The 20,850-nt window shown below is 53.0% G+C and carries 23 protein-coding genes and 1 other RNA gene; 7 read left to right on the top strand and 17 right to left on the bottom strand.

The features are described 5' to 3' along the window. Window positions 1–6: 6 nt before the first annotated feature. The 10 genes from rlmN to EDM58_RS09965 form a co-directional block, all read right to left on the bottom strand. Complete coding sequence (gene rlmN / locus EDM58_RS10010) at window positions 7–1,077, bottom strand: dual-specificity RNA methyltransferase RlmN (protein WP_122913245.1); 1,071 nt, start codon at window positions 1,075–1,077, stop codon at window positions 7–9. A 202-nt stretch (window positions 1,078–1,279) separates the two neighbouring features. Continuing rightward, window positions 1,280–2,626 (bottom strand): 16S rRNA (cytosine(967)-C(5))-methyltransferase RsmB, encoded by a 1,347-nt coding sequence (gene rsmB, locus EDM58_RS10005; RefSeq protein WP_122913226.1) that lies wholly within the window; start codon window positions 2,624–2,626, stop codon window positions 1,280–1,282. Window positions 2,627–2,629: 3 nt separating this feature from the next. Continuing rightward, window positions 2,630–3,580: a methionyl-tRNA formyltransferase gene (gene fmt / locus EDM58_RS10000; RefSeq protein WP_122913225.1), complete on the bottom strand. Its 951-nt coding sequence runs from the start codon at window positions 3,578–3,580 to the stop codon at window positions 2,630–2,632. Between the two features lie 6 nt (window positions 3,581–3,586). Continuing rightward, complete coding sequence (gene def, locus EDM58_RS09995) at window positions 3,587–4,063, bottom strand: peptide deformylase (protein WP_122913224.1); 477 nt, start codon at window positions 4,061–4,063, stop codon at window positions 3,587–3,589. A gap of 16 nt (window positions 4,064–4,079) precedes the next feature. Beyond that, a complete protein-coding gene (gene priA, locus EDM58_RS09990; RefSeq protein ID WP_122913223.1) occupies window positions 4,080–6,515 on the bottom strand; it encodes a primosomal protein N' in 2,436 nt (811 codons plus the stop codon). After that, a complete protein-coding gene (gene coaBC, locus EDM58_RS09985) occupies window positions 6,512–7,765 on the bottom strand; it encodes a bifunctional phosphopantothenoylcysteine decarboxylase/phosphopantothenate--cysteine ligase CoaBC (RefSeq protein ID WP_023557314.1) in 1,254 nt (417 codons plus the stop codon). Before coaBC ends, priA begins: the two co-directional genes overlap by 4 nt. A gap of 78 nt (window positions 7,766–7,843) precedes the next feature. After that, window positions 7,844–8,050 carry a DNA-directed RNA polymerase subunit omega gene (gene rpoZ / locus EDM58_RS09980; RefSeq protein WP_122913222.1) on the bottom strand — a complete coding sequence of 69 codons (207 nt, stop codon included), beginning with the start codon at window positions 8,048–8,050 and terminating at the stop codon, window positions 7,844–7,846. A gap of 2 nt (window positions 8,051–8,052) precedes the next feature. Beyond that, window positions 8,053–8,673 (bottom strand): guanylate kinase, encoded by a 621-nt coding sequence (gmk, locus tag EDM58_RS09975; RefSeq protein ID WP_122913221.1) that lies wholly within the window; start codon window positions 8,671–8,673, stop codon window positions 8,053–8,055. Between the two features lie 15 nt (window positions 8,674–8,688). Next, on the bottom strand, window positions 8,689–8,949 hold the full coding sequence (remA, locus tag EDM58_RS09970) for an extracellular matrix/biofilm regulator RemA (RefSeq protein ID WP_015891999.1): 261 nt from the start codon (window positions 8,947–8,949) through the stop codon (window positions 8,689–8,691). 23 nt (window positions 8,950–8,972) lie between these two features. Beyond that, window positions 8,973–10,031 (bottom strand): YicC/YloC family endoribonuclease, encoded by a 1,059-nt coding sequence (locus EDM58_RS09965; RefSeq protein WP_342768998.1) that lies wholly within the window; start codon window positions 10,029–10,031, stop codon window positions 8,973–8,975. A 69-nt stretch (window positions 10,032–10,100) separates the two neighbouring features. Between EDM58_RS09965 and EDM58_RS09960 the strand changes: the two genes are divergently transcribed. From EDM58_RS09960 to EDM58_RS09950, 3 genes are read left to right on the top strand one after another with little or no spacing between them, the layout of a single operon-like run. Further along, window positions 10,101–11,828, top strand: coding sequence for an Rqc2 family fibronectin-binding protein (locus tag EDM58_RS09960; RefSeq protein ID WP_122913220.1), 1,728 nt, complete (start codon window positions 10,101–10,103; stop codon window positions 11,826–11,828). 51 nt (window positions 11,829–11,879) lie between these two features. Then, a complete protein-coding gene (locus EDM58_RS09955; protein WP_122913219.1) occupies window positions 11,880–12,224 on the top strand; it encodes a DUF2512 family protein in 345 nt (114 codons plus the stop codon). A 21-nt stretch (window positions 12,225–12,245) separates the two neighbouring features. Beyond that, window positions 12,246–12,686, top strand: a complete 441-nt coding sequence (locus EDM58_RS09950) for a hypothetical protein (protein ID WP_122913218.1) — start codon at window positions 12,246–12,248, stop codon at window positions 12,684–12,686. Window positions 12,687–12,772: 86 nt separating this feature from the next. Here the strand turns inward: EDM58_RS09950 and ssrS are convergent. From ssrS to EDM58_RS09920, 5 genes are all read right to left on the bottom strand, one after another. Further along, window positions 12,773–12,966, bottom strand: a non-coding RNA gene (gene ssrS, locus EDM58_RS09945) — 6S RNA. A gap of 57 nt (window positions 12,967–13,023) precedes the next feature. Beyond that, window positions 13,024–13,788, bottom strand: a complete 765-nt coding sequence (locus EDM58_RS09940) for an enoyl-CoA hydratase/isomerase family protein (RefSeq protein WP_122913217.1) — start codon at window positions 13,786–13,788, stop codon at window positions 13,024–13,026. A 20-nt stretch (window positions 13,789–13,808) separates the two neighbouring features. Then, window positions 13,809–14,921 (bottom strand): CaiB/BaiF CoA transferase family protein, encoded by a 1,113-nt coding sequence (locus EDM58_RS09935; RefSeq protein WP_122913216.1) that lies wholly within the window; start codon window positions 14,919–14,921, stop codon window positions 13,809–13,811. Between the two features lie 156 nt (window positions 14,922–15,077). After that, a complete protein-coding gene (locus EDM58_RS09930; RefSeq protein WP_122913215.1) occupies window positions 15,078–15,434 on the bottom strand; it encodes a DUF4870 domain-containing protein in 357 nt (118 codons plus the stop codon). Between the two features lie 441 nt (window positions 15,435–15,875). Then, window positions 15,876–16,820 carry a GntR family transcriptional regulator gene (locus tag EDM58_RS09920; RefSeq protein ID WP_122913213.1) on the bottom strand — a complete coding sequence of 315 codons (945 nt, stop codon included), beginning with the start codon at window positions 16,818–16,820 and terminating at the stop codon, window positions 15,876–15,878. A 139-nt stretch (window positions 16,821–16,959) separates the two neighbouring features. On the opposite strand from EDM58_RS09920, the gene EDM58_RS09915 reads away from it, so the two are divergent. Beyond that, a complete protein-coding gene (locus EDM58_RS09915; protein ID WP_023557326.1) occupies window positions 16,960–17,130 on the top strand; it encodes a YjzC family protein in 171 nt (56 codons plus the stop codon). A gap of 66 nt (window positions 17,131–17,196) precedes the next feature. Here the strand turns inward: EDM58_RS09915 and EDM58_RS09910 are convergent, their stop codons facing one another. Continuing rightward, on the bottom strand, window positions 17,197–17,442 hold the full coding sequence (locus EDM58_RS09910; RefSeq protein WP_122913212.1) for a hypothetical protein: 246 nt from the start codon (window positions 17,440–17,442) through the stop codon (window positions 17,197–17,199). An 87-nt stretch (window positions 17,443–17,529) separates the two neighbouring features. Between EDM58_RS09910 and EDM58_RS09905 the strand changes: the two genes are divergently transcribed. After that, the gene (locus EDM58_RS09905) at window positions 17,530–18,066 is read left to right on the top strand and encodes a DUF309 domain-containing protein (protein ID WP_122913211.1); all 537 of its coding nucleotides are present in this window, start codon (window positions 17,530–17,532) and stop codon (window positions 18,064–18,066) included. 55 nt (window positions 18,067–18,121) lie between these two features. On the opposite strand, the gene EDM58_RS09900 is transcribed toward EDM58_RS09905, so the two are convergent. Then, window positions 18,122–18,802 (bottom strand): CPBP family intramembrane glutamic endopeptidase, encoded by a 681-nt coding sequence (locus EDM58_RS09900; protein ID WP_122913210.1) that lies wholly within the window; start codon window positions 18,800–18,802, stop codon window positions 18,122–18,124. A 181-nt stretch (window positions 18,803–18,983) separates the two neighbouring features. On the opposite strand from EDM58_RS09900, the gene EDM58_RS09895 reads away from it, so the two are divergent. Further along, on the top strand, window positions 18,984–20,189 hold the full coding sequence (locus EDM58_RS09895; RefSeq protein WP_122913209.1) for an MFS transporter: 1,206 nt from the start codon (window positions 18,984–18,986) through the stop codon (window positions 20,187–20,189). Window positions 20,190–20,302: 113 nt separating this feature from the next. After that, window positions 20,303–20,782 carry a CcdC family protein gene (locus EDM58_RS09890; protein WP_122913208.1) on the top strand — a complete coding sequence of 160 codons (480 nt, stop codon included), beginning with the start codon at window positions 20,303–20,305 and terminating at the stop codon, window positions 20,780–20,782. The last annotated feature ends 68 nt before the right edge of the window (window positions 20,783–20,850 follow it).

The raw sequence follows: 20,850 nt of genomic DNA, 5'->3' as shown, positions 1-20,850 counted from the left end.
AACACGTCACCCCACGGTTTCTTTAGCGTGTTGCGCCCTCAACTGTCCACAAGCAGCGGCGATATCACTGCCGTGTTCACGTCTGATGGTCACATTGATTCCCTTGTCCTCCAAAATTCGTTTGAACTGAAAAATTTCATTGCGCGGTGTGCGCACATAATCTCGCTCCGGCACGTAATTGACGGGAATCAGGTTTACGTGGCAAAGCATATCTCCGACCAATCGGGCCAGCTCTTCGGCATGCTCCGGCTGATCGTTTTTTCCGCCGAACAGGCCGTACTCAAAACTGATGCGACGCCCTGTCTTGTTGATGTAATGACGGCACGCCTCCATCAGCGAATCCAGCGGGAAACCGCGGTTGATCGGCATAAGCTGGCTTCTCAGCTCGGTGTTGGGCGCATGCAGGGAGATAGCCAGATTGACCTGCCCGCCTCTTTCCGCGAATTCGTAGATTTTCGGCACGATGCCGCTCGTCGAGACGGTGATGTGGCGCGCCCCGATATTCAGCCCGCGATTGTCGTTGATGATGGACAAAAAGCCCATCAAACTCTCGAAGTTTTCAAAAGGCTCGCCAATCCCCATGACGACCACATGGCTGACACGCTCACCCTGGGCATCCAGCTTGCGTTGCGCCATCAGTACTTGTGAGACGATCTCACCGGCGTCAAGGTTGCGTTTTAACCCGCCCAAAGTGGACGCACAAAACGTACAGCCGATGCGGCAGCCAACCTGTGTAGTCACGCAGATGCTGTTGCCGTAGTTGTGACGCATGATGACGGTCTCGATCGCATGGCCGTCGATCAGTTGGAACAAGAATTTGATCGTTCCATCCTGCGACTCCTGATGCATGATCTCCTTGAGCGAATCAATGCGGAAGGCATTTTCCAGCTTTTGGCGCAGATCCTTGGATATATTGCTCATCTCGTCAAAGGAAGCAACGCGTTTTACATACAACCAATCAAAAATTTGTTGGGCGCGAAACGGTTTATCCCCCGCCTCTACCAGCCATTCCTTCAGTTCGTCGAGGGTCAGGCTGTAGATGAGCGGCTTGGCGCTCGTAAATGTTGTTATTGGCATTGCTGTTTTCACATCCTCAAAATCAATGCAGCTTGGCATCGTCATTTTTTCATTGTACCCTGCCTGACGCCCGTCTTCAAACGGTTTTCCCCACCAATTGCGCAATTGCGTCGCTTTACCTAGTGTAAACCAATCCGCGCTCGCGCAAACAAACGGCAAAAAGGAGCAGCACGCCTCGTTTCCGAGCATGCCGCCCCTTCGATTATCTTTTCCGCTTCAAACGGGCGATAAAAAAGCCGTCGCTGTCGAAATCATGGGGCAAAATCTGCAAATATCCCTTGGACGCATCCAGCTTTTCCTGGACTGTCTGAGGCATGTCATCGGCCAGCGTCTCATCCAGGACAAAATCAGGATGTTCCGCCACAAAACGCTTGACGATCTCCTCATTTTCCGCAGGCTCGATCGTGCAGGTGCTGTAGACCAGAAGTCCCTCTGGGGCAAGCATGGACGAGAGGCCCACCAGAAGCTCGTATTGCAGCTTGGCAATCTCCTGGACATCCTGGGGCGTCTTGTTCCATTTGAGATCCGGCTTGCGGCGAATGACGCCGAAGCCGGAGCAAGGGGCATCCAGCAAGATGCGGTCGAAGCTGCCCAAATTCCGAGCCGGCAGATCGAGCGCGTCGCTGACGATCGCTTGAATAATGTTGATGCCAAGACGATTCGCTGTCTGAACGATCAGTTCCCGCTTGTGCGGGTGGACATCGCTGGCTACGATTTCTCCCTGGTTGTCCATCCGTTCGGCCAGATGCGTCGTCTTCCCTCCCGGAGCCGCACACGCATCCAGCACGCGCATGCCGGCCTTAGGAGCTACAGCCAGGGCGACCAGCATGGAGCTTTCGTCCTGAATCGTGCAATACCCTTTTTGGAACCAGCTTGTCCCGGCAGCGTTTCCTCCCGCAAGCAGGATGCCGTCCGGGGATAGCGCTGAGGCTTCTGCTGCTTTGCCTTCTTCCTGCAAGTGGGACAACAAGGCTTCACGGGTCGTTTTCAGACGGTTGACCCGGATGGAGCTATGCGGCGCTTGGTTGTTCGCATCACAGATCGCACGGGTCGTCTCCTCGCCGTATACGTCAAGCCACTGACGCACCAGCCATTGCGGGTGGGAATATATGACAGCCAAGCGTTCCGCAAGGTCTCCCTGCGGCTCGCGCTCCCATACATCAGGCTGGCGCAGGACATTGCGCAAAACGCCATTGACCATCGAGGCGATACCTTGGTGGCCGCGGCGTTTGGCGATTTCGACTGCTTCATGCACCGCCGCCCGTTCGGGAATCCGATCCAGGAAACGAATCTGGTACAGACTCAGGCGCAGCAGGTTGCGCACCCAAGCCTGGAGCTTTTTGCCGCCGACAAAATGGGACAGGACGAAATCAAGCGTCAATTTGCGCTGAATCGTGCCATAGACCAGCTCGGTAACCAGACCCGCATCCGCTGCACTCAAATCTGCTTTGTCCAATACGGACTTCAGCTCCAGGTTGCTGTAGGACTTCTGTTCTTCCACTCGATTGAGCACATCAAGTGCCAGTTCACGCGCACCTTTTTTTGCCACGGGCTATTCTCCTACCTTTGTGCCGATTTCGATGCTGCTGCCCGCTCCGCGCAAAAAGTCGAGAGCGCTCATCCGCTTCTTGCCCTCCGGCTGAAGCTCGGTGATTTTAACCGCGCCACTCCCGCAGGCGATGACCAAGCCATCCTCTTCCCGAGCGAGGATGGTGCCAGGAACGTTTGTGGAGCCCGTAGTTTGGACTTTTTCCACCCACCAGACTTTCCATACCTTGCCTTGATAGCTCGTAAAAGCGACCGGCCAGGGATTCAAACCGCGCACCTGGTTGTAGATCTGCTCCGCTGTGCGCGACCAATCGATGCGCTCATCAGACCTTTTGATGTTGGGGGCAAAGGTAGCGGCTTCATGGTCTTGTGCCTCCGCCTTCAATTCGCCCGCCAAAAGGGCCGGGAGCGTCCGGATCAAGAGAGCGGAACCAGCGGCAGCCAGCTTGTCGTGAAGAATCCCTACCGTATCCCGTTCCTCGATCGGGACGATGACCTTGCTGAGCATATCCCCTGCATCTAGCGCCTCCACCATGTACATGATCGTTACGCCGGACTCCTTTTCGCCTTCCACGATACATTTGTGGATCGGGGCGCCTCCCCGGTATTTGGGCAGCAAGGAAGCATGGACGTTGATGCAGCCAAAGCGGGGCGCTTCCAGCAGCTTTTTCGGCAAGATCTGTCCATACGCCGCTGTCACGATCAAGTCCGGCTCAAGCGCCAGCACTTCTGCCAAGGCTTCCTCTGTCTTGATCCGCTCCGGCTGCAAGACTGGAAGCCCATGACGGATAGCCGCCTCTTTTACAGGCGGCGGGGTCATGACTTGTTTGCGTCCTACGGGGCGGTCAGGCTGTGTGACCACTCCGATGACGTGATAGCCTGCTTCCATCAGCGCATCCAGACTGGATACAGCGAAATCAGGCGTTCCCATAAACAGGATGCGAGTTTTATCCAAAGCGAATTATTCCCCTTCCTCGTCCGGGCTCACCGGGTACACCTTGTCTGCCACATCAATGAACAGTACGCCGTTCAAGTGGTCGATCTCGTGCTGAGCGCAGCGGGACAGCAGATCTTCCGCTTCCAGCTCCACGTGATTGCCCAGGCGATCCTGACCGCGCACCTTGATCCACTGATGGCGGCGTACTTCACCGCGCAGTCCCGGAATACTCAGGCAGCCTTCCGGATAGTCGATCTGTTCTCCTTCATACTCGACGATCTCGGGATTGACGAGTTCAATCAATCCGTCGCCGCAATCCATGACGATGACGCGTTTGGAGATGCCGACCTGCGGGGCAGCAAGCCCTACGCCATTGGCGTCGTACATCGTGTCTGCCATGTCGTCCAGCAGCTTGTGCAGATTTGCGTTGAATTTGGTCACCACGATCGCTTTTTCCCGCAGGATTGGATCTGGATGCTTGACGATGGTGCGAATAGCCATTTGTTTTGTATCCTCCCTAAAGCAGTACGTAAGGATCGACGTCAATCGTCATCAGTACCTTCTGCTGTTTGTTCCACTCTTCAAACACAGCCGTTGCTTGCGCCAGCAATTCGGCCACATTCGGTTCATCCCGATATTTTAGCATGATCTGAAAACGAAATCTATCCTTTACCCGAGCGATCGGAGAAGCGACAGGTCCCAGCAGAATGGTTGTCGGCGCTACCTTTTGCCGCAAAAAATCTCCCATGACATGCGCACCCCGCACCACGACCGGAACCTCTTCATGGCTGAAGGTGATCAGCACCAGCCGGAAATACGGGGGATAGCCGGTCCTGCGACGCTGCAGCATCTCGTCTTCATAAAAGGCCGGATAATCGTGTCTGGTGGCGTGCTGGATGCTGTAGTGCTCCGGGGTGTATGTCTGAATGACCACATCCCCCTCCAGCTCGTGGCGCCCCGCCCTTCCTCCTACCTGCGTCAGCAGTTGGAAGGTCTTCTCCGCAGCGCGAAAATCCGGCAGGTGCAAGGAGGTATCCGCCGCAATAATTCCTGCCAGCGTTACGCGCGGAAAATCCAGCCCTTTGGCGATCATCTGGGTCCCGAGCAGGACATCGCCCTGGCCTTGGCGGAACTTGCTCAGCAGCTCCTCATGGGAGCCTTTTCGCGAAGTCGTGTCCACGTCCATGCGAATGACGCGAATACCGGGGAAGAGCTTCGCCAGCTCTGCTTCCACCTTCTGCGTCCCTGTCCCGAAGAAGCGGATATGCTCGCTTTGGCACTCCGGACAATGCGATGGCTGCGGAATCGTATACCCGCAGTAGTGGCAGCGCGCCGTATGATTGCTTTTGTGATAGGTGAGCGAGATGTCGCAATGGACGCAGCGCATGGTGTATCCGCAGGAACGGCACATGACAAATGTGGAAAAACCGCGGCGGTTCAAAAAGATGACCATCTGCTCCTGCTTCTTCAGCCTGTCCGCGATCATTTCATGCAAAAGGCGGCTGAACATGGAGCGGTTCTCGCTGTGCAATTCCTCGCGCATATCGACGACGTGGACTTGCGGCATGGGGCGGTTGCCCACGCGATCAGGCATCTTGAGAAGCGTATACCTGCCTCGCGTCGCCAGGGCGTACGTCTCCAGTGCCGGTGTGGCGCTGCCCATCAAGAGGACCGCATTGTTCTCTTTGGCCCGCCACAAGGCGACTTCACGTGCATGATAGCGCGGCGTCTCTTCTTGTTTGTAGGAGCTTTCATGCTCTTCGTCGATCACAATCAGTCCGACATTTTCAAAAGGGGCAAAGATCGCGGAGCGCGCCCCGACCACTACCTTTACCTCTTTACGGATGATTTTGCGCCACTCGTCATAGCGCTCTCCCTGCGACAATGCGCTGTGCAGCACAGCCACATCCGCACCAAAGCGCGCCTTGAAACGCTCCACCATCTGCGGTGTCAGCGAAATTTCCGGCACGAGGAAGATCGCTTCCCGCCCTTTCATCAGGGTGTGCTCGATGGCTTCGAGGTACACCTCTGTCTTGCCGCTCCCGGTGACACCGTGCAGAAGATACGATGCGTAGCTCGACTCCTTGATGGAAGTGATGATCGGTTCCAGTACCTGGAGTTGCAGCGGGGTAAAATCCGGCTTCTGTTTCTCCTGAAATCGGCGATTTGCATACGGATCGCGGTATATCTCGACCTGCTCGATCGCGATCCACCCTTTTGCCTCCAAGCCTTTCAAGGCAGAGCGGTTGATCCCGAATTCGTCGCGCATAGTCTGTACCGAAAAGGATTGCTCCGGGTGCTGAAGAAACACCTCCAGCACTCTGCGCATCTGCTCGGCTCGAGCCGATAGAGAAGCCAGAGACTCCGACAATTGCTGGGGCGTCAAAAGGCTTCTCACAAAGCTTTGCTGTTTTTTCGTGATCCGGTCCCTTACCTGGTACTCCGTCGACAGCAGACCGCTGTGAATCCAGCCCGGCACCAGCATAAACTCGTCCGGGAACTGCTTCTCCACCTCTGCAAGCGGCAATTGGCGCTTGCGGTACAGCTCCCAAAGAAGCCCCGACCTGGAGCATGTCTCTTCGTCCAAAAGATCGCTCGCGGTCAGCCATTTCTGCGCCTTGCCTTTGAGAACGGCCGGCAGCATCGCCTGTACAGCCGTCACCCAGGGACACAGATACTGCCTGGACATCCACTCGCTCATCTTCAACAGTTCGGGTGTCAGCGGAGGTGTGTCATCCATGACCTGCTCCACATCTTTGAGCCGATGAAGGGCCTCCTCAGGTCCGTCGTCCTCCGTGATTCCGATGACATACCCCTGCAGCTTGCGCGGACCAAACGGCACCACCACACGGCTTCCCACGTGTATGAGCGGACTTAGCCATCCGGGTACGCGATAGTCAAACGGCCGGTTGGTCCGACTGACCGGCACATCCACGATAACCTGTGCAATCATGACAGCTCACGCAGCGACCGCTGCTCCGACAAGAGAAGAATGGCATCCAAAAGCTTGTCCGCTACGGCGCGCTTGCTCATTTTGGCCAGCTCCACCTGTTCGCCGGAACGGGCCATCAGCGTGACGATATTGGTGTCGCTGCCCATCCCGGCGCCTTCTGTCAGCACATTGTTGGCGACGATCATATCCAGGTTTTTGCGCTCGAGCTTGGATTTGGCATTTTCTGTCAAATTCTGCGTCTCGGCAGCGAACCCGACCACAAACTGCTTGGTTTTTCGCTCTCCTATGGTTTTCAAGATATCTGGTGCCTTGTCCAACTCCAGGACGAGCGGGCCATCGCCTTTTTTCATTTTATGCTCATGTACCGTTTTCGGCCGATAATCCGAGACTGCAGCAGACTTGATTACGATGTCGCTTTCAGGCAAATCACGCATGACCGCATCGAACATTTCCTGCACCGACTCCACAGCGACAAAGCGCACTCCTGCAGGCTGCGGCAAAGAAGTCGGGCCGCTCACCAGGATGACGTGCGCTCCGCGGTCCCGTGCCGCTTCCGCAATCGCGTAGCCCATCTTGCCCGAAGCGTGATTGGTAATATAGCGCACCGGGTCGATTTTTTCTCTCGTCGGACCAGCCGTTACCAGCACGGTTTTTCCGCTCAAGTCCTTGTCTGTACAGTCCACTTGCCTTTGCTCGGCAAAAAAGGCTGCGACCGCCGCGACGATTTCTTCCGGCTCTGCCAGACGTCCTTTTCCTACCCAGCCACAGGCAAGCAACCCTTCCCCAGGCTCGATAAATCGATAGCCATATTCCGCAAGCTGGCGCATATTGGCCTGTGTTGCCGGATGGTCGTACATGTTCACATTCATCGCTGGAGCCACCAGGACCGGAGCCTTCGTGGCCAGGACGGTTGTCGTCAGCATATCGTCAGCAAGACCGTGCGCCATTTTCGCGATGACATTGGCTGTCGCAGGAGCTACAAGTATCAAGTCTGCCCTGTCTGCCAGATCGATATGGCTGATTACATGCGGGTCGGGCTCCGCAAAAACATCCGTGTGCACAGGCTGATGGGACAAGGCCTGAAACGTCAACGGCTGAACAAATTCCACTGCATGCTTGGTCATGATCACATGGACGGTCGCCCCTGCCTGTGTCAGCTTGCTCGTCAAAGCAGCGGCCTTGTATGCAGCAATCCCTCCGGAAACACCGAGCACAATTCGTTTTCCCTCTAGCGAGTCAAGCGAATGCATCTCATTCTCCCCTTTTCAAGAAAGCTCCTCATCCGAAAAAAACAACCTGCTTGAGGTTGTTTTTACGAGGTTTTAACCCTATTTACGCGCGTCTTTATTCTCGTACACGAGTTCATCGGAAATCATCTCTTCCAATGCCATCCCGACGTATTTTTTCGACTTTGGCTTGGCGACTTGCATCGGGCTGTTCTCCCGAAGCTGGCGCGCGCGTTTGGATGCGACAGTCACCAGAATGTACTTGCTCTCCGCTTTCGCAGTCAGTTCATCAATCGATGGATACAACATGATTATCGAACCTCCTTCAACCATTTGCGATATTTGTGTACCTGGCGTTCTCTCTTCAGATGCTCGGCAGTGATGATCGCCTGAATCCGGTCGCACGCCCACTCAATTTCGTCATTGACCACGACATAATCGTAATGGTCCATCAGCTCGATCTCCGCTCGCGCCACTTCCATCCGCTTGCGAATCGTTTCCTCGGACTCTGTGCCGCGGCCGATGATCCGGTTTTCCAGTACTTCCAGATCTGGAGGAGCGAGGAACAAAAACGTCCCCTGGGGAAACTTTTCTTTTACCTGCAAGGCACCCTGGACTTCGATCTCCAAAATGACATCGCGCCCAGAAGCCAGCATCGAATCGACGAAGGCACGCGGTGTTCCGTAGTAATTCCCCACGTATTCTGCCCATTCGAGCAATTCGTCTTGCTCGATCATGCGGCGAAATTCTTCTTTGCTTTTGAAAAAGTAATTGACTCCCTCTACCTCTCCGGGACGCGGCTGGCGCGTCGTAGCAGATACCGAGTATACCAGATCAGGCATACGTTCGCGAAGGGCTTTGCAGACAGTGCCCTTCCCTACCCCTGCAGGTCCGGATAGAATCAAAAGGAGACCACGATCAGACATATCCATGATTTACACTCCTACTTATTCGTCCGATTCATCATCTTTCGTCGTCAGCCTTTGTGCCACCGTCTCCGGCTGCACTGCGGACAAAATGACGTGATCGCTGTCCGTGATGATCACCGCACGCGTCCGTCTTCCATATGTCGCGTCCACCAGCATATTGCGGTCCCGCGCCTCCTGAATGATCCGTTTGATCGGAGCAGATTCAGGACTTACAATGGAGATGATGCGGTTGGCGTTCACGATGTTGCCAAATCCAATATTGATTAGCTTGATTGCCATGCGGCCCAGCCCATCCTTTCGTCCTACTCGATGTTCTGAACTTGCTCTCTCATCTTTTCCAGCTCCGTCTTGATCTCGACTGCCAGATGTTGAATATGTAAATGATTTGCTTTGGAAGCAATGGTGTTCGCTTCCCGGTTCATTTCCTGCAAGAGAAAATCTAGCCCTCGCCCTATCGCGTCATCGCGTCCGAGCTGCTCGGAAAATTGGAGGCAGTGGCTTTGCAGCCGCGTAACCTCTTCGCTGATGTCGCTTCTTTCGGCGAAAATAGCGACTTCCTGTACGATGCGCTGCGGGTCCGGCTCTACAGAAACCTGACCTAGCATGTCAGCCATTCGCTGTTGAAGACGTTTGCGATACTCCTCGCTGACTTGAGGAACAAGCTCTTGGAGTTGGCTCACCCACTCCCCGATCTGTGACAGTCTCTTGGTCAGATCGGTCTGCAGTTGGGTTCCCTCCGCTATTTTCATCGCCAGCAGATCTTCGGCCGCCGCTTTGACAGTATCAAGGATCCAGTCCCCTGTGTCCTGCTGGGCCTCATCCTTGCCTTCTTTGGTTTGCAGCACACCTGGCAAAAGCAGCAGGTCCTTGGGTGTCAATGGCGTCTCCAGTGAAAAACGCTCACCCATCTCCCTGGCGATCTGCACGAATTGGCTGGCGAGCTGCCAATCGATCTCGACTTCCGATCTCGTCGCTGCCGCTTCCCCCTCCAGCGCAATCGTCACATCAACGCGTCCGCGCCTGACAAAAGCCGCGACTTGCTTGCGAACCGAATCCTCCAGCAACGTCCAGGCTTTGGGCAAACGAATCAGTATGTCTGAAAAACGATGATTGACCGAACGGATCTCCACCGTTACGCGCATTGCTCCTTTTTCATCCTCTTTCCGTCCATAACCCGTCATGCTTCGTACCATTGCATTCACTTCCATCACTGGATTCCGTTCCGATTTTTTCGGATTCACGGCAGACGAGCCGCCAAGAGGAATGGGAGCATTTCCCAACGACCAAAAAATCGTTAATTTATTATAGGAGACAACTATTTGCAGTGTCAACTCATGCAGGTTAAAGGATACAACATTCATCCCTCTGCAGCCGATTTATGCTACACTGTGAAGGCATCATTGCAACCATTAAGAACGAGGTGAATCAAAGTGGCATTCGATGGCGTAGTCACCCGTGCCGTAGCACAGGAATTACATAGATTGGTCGGTGGGCGCATTTCCAAGATTCATCAGCCCCACCACAGCGATATCCTTATGCAGGTTCGTACACAAGGAGAGAACCTCAAGCTCTTGCTCTCGGCCAACCCTACCTATCCGCGCATCCATGTGACGACAGAGGAGTTTACCAATCCGCTGGAAGCGCCGATGTTCTGCATGCTTCTGCGCAAGCATTGCGAAGGCGGGATGATCGAATCGATCCAGCAAGTCGGCATGGAGCGCATCATTCACATCGACGTGCGCACGCGCGATGAGCTGGGAGATACGACGGTACGCAGAATCATCATGGAGGTTATGGGAAAACACAGCAACATCATTCTCGTCGATCCAGCTTCCGGTACCATCCTGGACAGCGCCATGCACGTCACGTTGGCGATCAGTCAATACAGACAGGTCATTCCGGGCCGTCCCTATGTATCCCCGCCAGGCCAAAACAAGCGCAATCTCTTTGAAGTAGACAAGATGGAATTCATCACGTCCCTTGACTGGAATACCGGACGCTTGGACAAGCAAATTGTCGATGCCTACACAGGGGTAAGTCCTCTTTTGGCAAAGGAAATCGTTCATAGAGCGGGACTGGCTACACGAGACAGCCTTTGGGAAGCCTTTTCCGGCATTCGGGACGACCTGCTCGCCGAGCGTTATACACCCATGATCGTGACAACTCGGGACAAATCATATTTTCATGTCGTGGAGCTCACACACCTTGAACCGGAATCCCTTACGCCTTATCCCACGGTCCAGTCTTGCCTGCAGGCGTACTACGAAGGAAAAGCCTTTCGCGATACGGTCAAGCAGCGCGCCCATGATCTGATCCGATTCGTTACGGGAGAGCGGAACAAGAACGAGAAAAAAATCGAAAAGCTCCTGCAGACACTCGAGGACGCCAGGGACGCCGAGCAATTCCGCCTGTACGGAGAGATGATCACGGCCAATATGCATCAAATCAAGCGCGGCGACAAGGAACTGGTCACCGTCAACTGGTACGACGAAGCCGGAGGGACCATCACCATTCCGCTGGACCCGCTGAAGACTCCGTCGGAAAACCTGCAATCCTATTACAAGCGTTACAACAAGGCGAAAAACAGCATCCAGGTAGTCAGCGAACAAATCGAGCAAGCAAGAACGGAGATCCTCTACCTCGATGGATTATTGGGGCAGCTGGAGCATGCCAGCTTGCAGGAGGCAGAAGAAATTCGCGACGAACTGGTCGAGCAAGGGTACATGCGCGACCGCAAAAAGCGAGGGATGCGCAAAAAGAAAGATACGAAGCCAGCTCTGGAAACATACACTTCTTCTGACGGAACGGAAATTCTAGTCGGCAAGAATAACAAGCAAAATGAGTACCTGACCAACAAGCTGGCATCTCCGCAAGACACCTGGCTGCATACCAAGGATATTCCGGGATCCCACGTCGTCATCCGGGCACGGCAGTTCTCTGAACAAACCTTGCTGGAAGCAGCCAATCTCGCGGCCTTTTTCAGCCGCGCCCAGCAGGGAAGCCAAGTCCCTGTAGACTACACCTTGGTCAAGCATGTAAAAAAACCCAGTGGCTCAAAACCAGGCTTCTGTATCTATGAACAGCAAAAAACCGTCTACGTTACACCTGACGAAGACTTGGTCCTCAGATTGAAAATGAACGCCAAGGGAAACGCATAGCAGCGAAGGCAACGCTCATACTAAGAGCATGTGAAAGGAGGAGTTCCAAACTTGAACATCCTGATCAAGCTCGTATCTAACGGTATAGTAGCGATTCCTGGACTCTGGTGGTCAGGGACCTCCCTTGCTTTTGCGATCGTAGCAAGTGTAATCATCAGTCTGATTGCCTACGCCATTGGCGATTTGCTGATCTTGCCCAGTACGAACAATACATTAGCGACTACAGCCGATTTCTTCCTTGTGTTCGCCCTGTTTTGGGCGAGCTGCTCCCTTTTTAATCAGACCTTCGCGTTGTCCGGTCTATTGTTGACATCCTTGATCATCGGGGTGGAGGAGTATTTCTTCCACGGCTATCTCCAGCGTAAAGGCGTACACCACACCAAACATCCAGGGTGACTTCCTGAAAGGAGCATCGAAATGAACGTGATTGGCATCATCCAGACAGATTTGAACGAATTCAGTGTCCTGTTCGATCAACAGCAAGGCAACCAAGGCCAGGATCAGCAGCAAAGCAATGCCCACAACGGGGAATCGCAAGACAGCCAAGAAAACGACTCCATGTTCCTGAGCTTTCTCGACGAACCGATGGGTGGCGGCAATGATAAAAACTCGGGCTCCCAGCAGCAACAGCAGGGACAACAAAACAATGGCCCCCAAGAGATGACGGTACGCATCAAGGGAATTCCAGAAGGACAAAAGGCTAACTTCTTGCAGATGTATCAGATTCTCCAGGATGCGAAGGACACCGACTCTCTGCACCAATCCTTGACGATTGTTCAGCAGGGGAACCAACAAGGACAGCAAGGACAGCAGGGCCAAGGACAAAAAGGACAGGGCAAAAGCCAGAACCAAGGGTAACAGAAAGAGTTCAATCCAGTCGGACAAAGGGAATGGAACCAAAAAAACCACCCGGAAACGATGTTCCAGGTGGTTTCGCATTTTTACGTGTACCCGCTCTGCCGTTGACCTCATGTTTCTATAACCTGCGCTCACACAGGTGGGTGACCCTTTTTCGCGCTTCTGCCTTCCCATGCATCCCAGCAGGAGGTGGGCTTGACATCTACAGCGAAATTTCGTCTCCCGAATAACACGTATAAGGTTAGAAACATTTACGGCCTTACGTACATCGCAGGAAGTTGTTGCTCTTACTTTATCACAGAATGCTGAAAGGCTCAACGGATAATCTTTCCAGTTGTTATCGCTTCATTTTTGCCCGTATGAGGGCTGCGAACTCCGGATGCTGCAACAATGCGGGCTGTTGATCTTTTTCCCAAGCCAACATATGGGCCAGATCATGTTGCAGGCTTTGATTGAGCCCTTCTTTGGTGACGGAATACGCCTGCTTGGGCAGTCGCCGCAATCGTGCGAGCAGGTCCCCGACTTCCTGATGGAGAAGAGCAGCGGGAACTGCCTTGTAGATCAAGCCGATCCGTTCTGCCTCTTCTCCTGAGATCGGATCTGCCAATAGTGCCAAGCGCTTCGCTTGCGCCATCCCGACCAGACGGGGCAGCAGATACGTCCCGCCGAAATCCGTCGTCAAGCCTATTTGTACAAATGGCTCCTGAAGGCGTGCATTCTCAGCAGCGATGACAAAATCGGCATGCAAAGCCAAATTCAATCCTGCTCCCACCGCTACGCCATCAATTGCGGCGATTACCGGCTTTGGCATCTGGTGCAGACGGGTTAACAAGTCGTTGATGACGCTCAGAGCCTCATGCGCCTGACTCTCCTCCTTCAGCGAACCGAGCACGCTCAAATCAGCTCCGGAACAGAAGTTGCCTCCTTCACCTCGCAGCACTATACATTCAGCTGCCTCCTCTTCAGCTGCTTCCACGATCACGTCCCGCAACAGTCCGAACATCTCGACAGTCAAGGCATTCAACACCTGTGGACGATTCAGGGTGATGGTCCATACCCCGTCTCGCTTATCGACAAGAATCTGCTTGTCTTTTTCCTCCATTCTCGCTACCCCCTTTTTTATCATATCCGGACAGGGATGACGCCCATTTCCTCCAGGCGTCGCAATGATGCGTCCGTCATTTTCAGCTTTTTCTTCAACCATTCATGGGTGTGGTCTTCGTGCCATACCTGTCCTGCTTTCGGCAGGGTATCGGCAATCTCCCGGCTGCGGACATAGGCATTCTCTGCCCAATCGGCCCATTCTTCAACCGCAGTCAGGCAGCAGTCCACCTCTGCTCCCAATTCACTCCATTCAGCTTGTGTCCGGGACAAAAACAAGTCGCACAACTCCACGTACAAATCATGATTTCCGCTGATTGTTGCCGTGTGCATGGTCTCCCAATCAGCTCTTTCCACCGCACGGCAAAAATTGCGCCAGAACTTTTCTTCTCTGGCTGCCAGGGCTACATACTGACCTTCAGCCGTCTCATAGACGTGATAAGCCACAAAATCACGGGATGAATCAATCTTTGCCTGTTGCGCGTGGCCGCTCTTTGCAAGAAGCGCGTGCAGTCCAGACCAATAGGAAAGCAGATCTGCAGAAGCGACATCCAGATATGCTCCGCGGCCAGTCCGCTCACGCTGCACCAATGCCGCGCAGATCTGTTCGCTGGCGTAGACCCCAACCGCGAAATCAGCCAGAGGGATCTCTCCAGCCACCGGCCTGCCCTGAGCATCCCGAACTGCGGACAATAAACCGCTTACTGCCTGGATATTCAAATCGCTGCTGCCCAATTGGTACAGGTCGCCGCTCTGTCCATAATGCGTCACAGAACAAAAAATGACAGATGGATGAACCTCCCACAACCGATCATAATCCAACCCCAAGTGACGCAGGACGCCCGGGCGATAGCTTTCCACCACGACATCCGCTTCCCTGGCTAAAGCAAATGCGAGCGATCTCCCCTCCACCGTGCGCAGATTCAGAGAGATGCTCTTTTGATTGCGATGCGAGCGCAAAACACTTGCACCCGTCTTCCTGGCGGGACCGTCAGCAATAGAGGAAAATGGAGAAGGATCTTGCGGATACGGTTGGACTTCAAGAACCGTAGCCCCAAGCTCAGCAAGTCGCATGGTACAGATGGGTCCGGGAAGATGGTGCGAAAAATCGACCACAGTAATGCCCGACAGCATGCTGTCACCACCCCGATTCACCGTTTACCTGCAAGATGATTTCGTGGGACGGGGTTGCTCTTCCTGCTTTTATCGGAAAATTCCCTCTTCTTATGCGAGTTGGATATCTGCTTCTCCTGCAAAAAAAAGAAAGTCGCTCCATGGAAGCAGGAGGACTTACTTGATAAAGCGTATGGTTAGCGGATAACGGTACATTTTCCCCTCATTGGCCTTGATGCAGGCGAGGATCATACAGACGATCCAAAGCACAAAAAGACCAAAGAGCAGCACTGCACCAATCAATATAAAGATGAGCACGGTAGAAATTGCGGCATAAATCGTAATCGACAGATTGAAATTCAACGCTTCTTTTCCATGCGCATCGACAAAGGGGCTTCCCTCGCGTTTGATCAGCCAGATGATCAGCGGCCCAAAAACATTGCCGAGCGGGATAAAGCTGCCGGACAAAGTGGACAGATGCGCGACCATGGCCCATGTCCGATCCTCCTTGCTCGATGCAAGATACTCATTCATGTTCAACCCTCCATTTTTAAAAAATTGGATCCCGTACTAAAAATATACTTCAAGAAGGGCCTAAATAGTCAAAAAAAGCGAAAAAGCGCCAAATAGTCGGCGCCTTCTCTACATAAACTTAGTATTTGCTGTCGTAACCACCATGACTAGAGGAGCCGTATCCGTATCCACCGTAACCGCCACATCCGCAGCTGTGGCCATGACCATGACCATAGCTTTTTCTACATTCGGTTTTGTAATATGGCTTGTAGTAACAGTGTTTCTTGTAGTATTTCTTTTTGCAGCATTTTTTGTAGTAGCACTTGTGGCAACTCGACTTTCTGCATCCGCAACCCATAACCTCACCCCCTCTTGATCGGTACATCAACAAGGTATGTAGGTGAGTGGTCATCCGCATGGTACATCAGTCTAGTCCATAGGAAAATCAGCCTTTGTCACGGTCTACTGGGTGACGATCTTGCGAAGTTTGGTGATGCCGTGGTAATCAGGAATTTCCTGGTATTCCTTCACCTTCGGCAGGGTCAGCAGATGGGGCCGTGTCATGTATCCCGGCTTGGAAATATAGACGATATCACAGTTGGCGATCATGTCAAACACATCGGGGTGATTAGCTTCGATGATCCGCAGCTCCAGATGGGTGATTCCTGCGTTGTGCAAATCCTGGATCATTCCCTCTGCTCCCCGTATGGTCGCACAGATGAGACCTACTTTGGTGTGCCGCGGATACGCCTCCATCGCAGGAATGACGGTAGTCGGGTCCGGGATGAAATCGAGGCTGACGACGGGCGGCGCTTCCCTGGGGAGGATTTGGCGCATCCTCATGCTTGCCGATGGATGAGTGACGATTGCCTTGTACTCCTGCAAAAAGCTGGGGTCCTCCTCCAGCCGCTCGGTAAAGTCCTCAAACGTCCTGCCCTCGACCATCGCGCTCGGCAGATGGTATTGGACCAGACGCAAATACTCTGCCAGCTCCAGCTCGGTATAACGCAAAAACAAAACAGGAAACTGATTCACTTCCTGAACGACAGCTGACAGAACGCGGGAAAATTCATCGAGGGAGTAGCCCATCGCTTTTATTTTGTGCAGGGTTTCTTTCGCCAGCAGAGCCAGATGGGCAGGGTTGCGTGTCAGGAGCGGGTCATTGACGACGTTGCTGACAATGGTCCCCCGCCCTTGCCGAGAATCTACCATCCCTTCCTGCTGCAAGCGCAAGTAGACACTGCGCACTGTATTGTAGTTGATTTTCAGCTGGGCAGCCAGTTCTCTTACAGTAGGGAGCTGCTCGTGCGGTGACAATTCGCCGCTTCGGATCGAGGCGGCGATCTGTTGGTACAATTGTTCGTGATACGAGACATTTGAGTCTTTCTGCAAAGTAAGACGAAACACAGAGTCACCCCTCTGCCTATTATTAAATCCTACTGTATATGAATTCAGAATAGCACGTCAATAGACAGCCTGGCATGAAGCCATCGCCTCGGGAGATACTATATGCGGCAAGAGATTCAGCAAAAAGGAAGGTGTATTCATGGGCGAGCAAAGTCGTTTTCGCGAGGGCGAAAAATCTCCTAAAAACGGCGTCTACATGGAAATTGGCGAGTCCGGCTCCAGTGTGCAAGATCCAATGATTATCGAACTGGCCCGAGGAGAAAAATTCCCTGCAACCCGCAACAAGAATCGCGTCTGGACGCAAAAATAGCAGGCAAGATCAAGAAGAACCAACCGCATTTTCGCAAGTTGGTTCTTCTGCCGCCTGATTATGCAGCTAGTTGTCTTCGCTGTCATCCTCATCCGTCTCATCTTCCTCATCATCTCGTACGTATATGATGGTGACTCCGAGGCTCTCCAGCAGTTGCAGCACTTCGCGATTGAGGTCAGGGTCGAGCAGCAAGCCAAGGCTTTCCGCCAACTCCAGTTCCTCCAAATCTCCTTTTTCCGCGTCCTCAATCAATTCGATGACATCGGTCATCTGGTTGTTTTCCAGCACTTTCAGCAATTCATCTTTTGTCATTTTATCTTCGCACCTCGATTTCAACGGTCTATCCTTTATAATAGTATACAAGAGAACCGTTGAAAACCAAGCTGTGAGGTGAGCACGATGTATCCCGAACCCTATTTGGAATATCTGATCCAGTTTCATGCCGAACGGGATTATTTTGAATGTCATGAGATTTTGGAAGAGTACTGGAAAAGCGCGCCTGCCAATGAACGGGAGCCCGTATGGGTAGGGTTGATCCAGATCGCCGTAGCCCTTTACCACCATCGACGCGGCAACTTCAACGGAGCAATCAAAATGCTGAGCAGTGCGATTGAGATCCTCGGCAAGCAACGAGAGCAGCTGCAGGAATTGGGACTGGATGAGTCGGCCCTCCTCCGCTTGCTGGAGCAGCGGCTCGACGATTTGCGCAAAGCCCTTCCCTATCAGCGCATGGATCTTCCCATCGCCTCTCAAGCTCTGCGGGAATGCTATCAACAGGCGTGCCGCCAGCGACAGTTGCCCGAGTCCCGGAGCAGCGACATGACCAACGAATATTTGCTGAACAAGCATACATTGCGCGATCGGCAGGAGGTGCGCGAGGAGCGGATGAGGCAATTGAAGCTTCGTGAGCTTCGCCGCAGCAATGGCAGTAAATAAACGGATCGATAAGCCGAAGCCATCCATTTTCCGTTGGCGTCGGCTTTTTCGTCTGTCAAAATACCCACAGGAGCACTCCCCCTACCAAGCCCGCATCTGCGAGCATATGGCTGAACCAAGTCGGATAGACAGAGGGAAACAAGCCTTTCATCCAAGCCCATAATACACCGACGATGAAAACGACTCCCGTCAGAAGAATGCCCCACCAGAACCCGAACAAAACGGCGGCCACAATCAGGTGATAGAGAGAAAAAAAGAAGCTTGATAACAAGATGGCTGCCAGACGGTTCAACCCCCGTAAAAAGCGTTGCAGGACAAACCCCCGCCACAGCAGTTCTTCCAGCAAAGAATTGACTACGGTGAGGTAGAGAGCAAACCACCCAATCCAGCGTTTATCCAAGCCCCAATTCTCCAAAATGTTTCGGATGTGTTCCGCACTGCCCGGCGTTTGGAGCAACAGCCACATGCCCGCCATGGCCCCCACCAAAAAGAAGATACCCAGTGCGATCCCATAGAGAGCGCCGCGCCTCTCGAACCTGCCCCAGGCCTGTTGCCAATGATCGCCCAATCTCCCTTCCCGCCATCCGTGAAAAAGCGGAATTCCAAGACAGACGAGCAGGTGAAAGCTGACAAAGGTCGCAAACAGACTTTGGCGTTCCACCAAACCGTAGAAGATGGCAAGCGTGGCAGCAAACCCGTAGCCGATCAGCAACAAAAACGACCGTACTCGCAGCATCTTCAACAAGCTCCTTTATCGCGTATTGGCCGTAAATGATATGTCTGATAGTTTACCCATTCCAACGCAGCACCATGTTCTCGATTGCATGAATACGCGCAATGAGAATATACAAATATTTTGACAAGTGCTATACTGTATAAACTTGTTAGTAAAATTTATTTGATAAGGAGTGGGCCCCATGTTGTGGAGAAATCGTACCTTTCTGCTGTTGATGACAGGAGAAGTGGTTGCGGGCGCCGGCATGTGGATTTTTATCATTGCCAACCTGCAGTTTATGCAGGGCCTGATTCCTTCTGATACGCTGAAAGCATTTGTCCTCATGAGCGGATTGGCAGTCAGCATTCTTCTGTCTCCGAAGGCAGGCGTCATCATCGATACATACGACAAACGAAAAGTCCTGATCATTTCCAGTTGGGTGCGCTGTATCAGTCCTGTCTTGATGCTTCCGGCGATCGCTTACGATTCCTTGATCTGGATGATCGTCGCCCTGATTGTCATGCAAAGCTCGGCAGCCTTTTATTTTCCCACTCTGCAATCATCCCTGCCCGCAATCCTGACCAAGGATGAGCTTCTGAAAGCCAATAGCGCTTATTTGAACATCTCGACGCTCTCTCGGATCTTTGGCACGGCCGCTGGCGGAATCCTGGTGGCTGCTTTTTCGTTGTCCCAGCTCTATTTGTTTTCTCTGGTCGCCTACGTGGTCTTGGCCGGAATCACCTTTTTCGTTCAGATTCCGCACGTGCAGAAGAGCCAGCAAAGGGAGAAAATTGAATTTCGCGAAGTGTTGACAGCAAGCCGAAAAGATCCGGCTATCTTCGTCGGATTGATCAACAGCGGACTGATCACCCTTTTCCTCGGCGGTGTCAATCTCATGATCCTGAATTTTAGCTCCATTCAAGGAGAGCCACAGCTCATGGGTTGGATCTTCGCGGCTGAAGGAATCAGCATCCTGATCGGGGGGCTTTTGGCCAAACGCTGGATCGGTGGACGCAATCTGGTCTCCTCCTCGACTCTGATGCTGTTCTTCTTCGCAATTTCGCAATACGGCATGACCTTTGTGGACAATAAAGTGATGGTATTGGCATCCTTTGCCTTGTTCGGATTCATCGTCGCCTTCTTTTTCCCGGTGACGACAACGATTTTTCAAAAAAGGCTGCCGCAGAATCAGCACGGGCGCTTCTTCTCTTTCAAGAGCATGCTCGATCGCAGCTTTTTCTTTCTTGCACTGGCCATTACAGGCGCCTCCCTCGATTTGTTGGGCTTAAGCCTGTACCTGATCTGCCTCGCGACTGTCACCTTGTTCGCAGGCGTTTTCACGCACTTGTACAGTAAAAAGCACAAGCTGGATGTGAGAAGCAGTGATGAAAGCCCTGCCGCAGCCTGATTTCCCTTATATGGAAAGTGCAGTGTCTGCGGCCGGATGGACGCGGAACCTTTGTCTGAGTTCCCGGAATGGTGTACACTTACATCATCGTTAACCTACGGGAGGAAATTTTCATGGACACATTTTCAACTTCTACCCTTGGGCTGCTGCTCCCGATCGCCATGGCTGTCTTCGTCATTTTTTTGCGAATGAAACGCGCCAAGCGACCCGTAACTGCGAAAAGCATCATTCTGCCGCCATTTTTTATGGCAACAGGCTTTGCCATGTTTTTGTTCCCTGGCACGACGACCACTCCAGTTATCGACCTGACTGCCTTTCTGATCGGGATTGTACTGTCCGTTCCATTGATCATGACATCGCGATTTGAGGTGGTCGGTGAGGATATTTATCTGAAGCCGTCCCGAGCGTTGTTCTTTATTCTCGGCGGGCTGCTTGTGATCCGCGTGATCATCAAGCTCGTCATCAACGATTCATTTACTCCCTTGCAAACTGCTGGGCTGTTTTTCCTGCTGGCATTCGGCATGCTGGCTACCTGGCGAGGAGCGATGTTGTACATGTACAGGCAGATCACCAAAAAACCGCTTCGTACGTAAACTATCTGATCGCAAAAAAAGCAGGAGCCGTTTCCCTTGTGGCAAACGTCCTGCTTTCTTTATTTGAA

Source organism: Brevibacillus panacihumi, from assembly GCF_003710985.1.
GTDB lineage: Bacteria > Bacillota > Bacilli > Brevibacillales > Brevibacillaceae > Brevibacillus > Brevibacillus panacihumi.
This window is presented reverse-complemented; position numbering and strand designations above follow the sequence as displayed.